The organism is Halomonas citrativorans, assembly GCF_014898005.1.
In the GTDB taxonomy this organism is placed as follows: domain Bacteria; phylum Pseudomonadota; class Gammaproteobacteria; order Pseudomonadales; family Halomonadaceae; genus Vreelandella; species Vreelandella citrativorans.
Window position 1 is genome coordinate 1 of sequence record NZ_JABUYX010000057.1, and the last position, 1,816, is coordinate 1,816.

General features: G+C 51.7%; 1 protein-coding gene. It reads right to left on the reverse strand.

Going from position 1 to position 1,816, the window contains the following annotated elements; all coding sequences use genetic code 11:
- A partial coding sequence (locus INT20_RS17865) for a condensation domain-containing protein (RefSeq protein WP_319643869.1) occupies positions 1–1,802 on the reverse strand: 1,802 nt, incomplete at its 3' end.
- Positions 1,803–1,816: the final 14 nt, after the last annotated feature.

The following is a 1,816-nucleotide window of genomic DNA, read 5'->3' on the forward strand; positions in this document are numbered from 1 at the left end:
AGCACCTGACCTATGCGCACATCCACACCCAAACGCTCACGGATCAGCACAACCAATCTGACCGCCAGCAATGAGTCTCCTCCTAGCATGAAGAAGTTATCTGTCGCCGCCGGCTTGACCCCCAATAGCGTCTCCCAAATCGCAGCAAGCTGATCCATTCGATCGTCGGGCCTAAAAATGGTCTCGGCTACCAGTTGACTCAACCCGAACTCATCTGAGGACGTAGTTTCAGTACTGTCACGCATGGTGGTCTCGTCCGGCCATACTCTTTTTTGCAACTCTTCAAGCGCTTGCCCCGGCTTGCTAACAATGGCCTGTAAAATCGCCCCATACGTCTCCAGCAAGCGTTCGGCATCGTCAGTGGGCAGCACCATTTTGTTGTAATTCAGATCAAGTAGAATATGCCCACCTTCCGGCGTCACCATCAGCTCGGCCTCCATGCGACTTTGTAGCCGGTTAAGCGGAAATGGCGTCCATTCCAGTGCACCTGACTGCACCTCCGACAGGCTCTCGGCTTGCATCACAAAACCAACCTGGTAAAGTGGATGACGTTCATTCAAAAGGCCACTACCGCCAAGTTCTTTAACCAATTGTGAAAACGGCAGCCGCAGATGCGCAAAAGCAGCCAGCTTTCGCTGATGCACGGTTCGCAGAAAATCCGTGACAATCTGTCTGCTGTCTAGCTCAGTGCGAATGATTACATTATTGACGAAGCTGCCAATCAGCCCATATGTTTCCGGCTCTATGCGACCAGCATCATACGTGCCTATCAGAAAATTCTGCTGACCTGAATAGCTTTTCAAAACCACTTGCCAGGCGGCCAAATAGATCACAAATGTGGTAATCCCCATCGTTTCTGACAACTTGGCTATGTCTTTATGCAAGGAATAATCCAGCCGTCTGCTCAGCACCGCCGGCTTTGCCGCTTGCGGCAATACTGTTGCCTTTTCACCGCTTGCCTTTCTCAGAACAGGCCAGTCGAAATCATTCGCATCTGTAAGTTCCCTTTCCCAGAAAGCCAGATCAGTCTGGCGGTGCATACGGACCTGTTCTCGGTTCCATACCGCATAATCAATATAATCGATGGGTAGTGATTTCAGGCTAACAGGTTGCCCCTTCATCGCACTCTCATAGCATTGGCCTAACTCTTCCATGAACACAGAGGCCGACCAGCCATCGAAGATTGCATGATGAAAGTGAAAAACAAGGATGCCTGCATGCGCATCATTCGTTTGCGTGGTGGCAGTTGGCCATGTCAGATAATGAACACACCAGCCTGGCTGACGGGTCAAATCTAACTCATCCTGCTCAGCGCGAGCCAAAGCCTGCCCGAACGCCTGAGCGTCGGAGCAGTGTTCAACCACCAAGGGTTCATAGGCTTGCGCAAAATCATATTGCACCAATTCTGCTTGTCGATATTCGAACACCATGCGTAACGGACGATGACGTTCAATCATGCGTTGCAGGGCAGTGCGAAGACACGCCAAATCTGGTTTGTTAGAAAGCCGGCAGCCATAGCAGACATGAAAATCCATACGACCTTCCGACAGCACTTCGGCCAGCCAGATATCCTCCTGGCTATGGGACAAAGGGCCTTCGGACAACTGCAGGGTGGGAATCGATGCGATTACACTGGCGGCTACTGTATCCAACAGCGCTGCTTGAGCCTCCAGAGTAGGTTTGGAGAAAAGGTCAGGCAGCGACAGAGTACGACCCAAGCGCTGCTTTACCAGGGCGATCAATCTGACCGCCAGCAATGAGTCCCCTCCTAGCATGAAGAAGTTATCCTGCGCACTATTCACCTGTACGCCTAGCA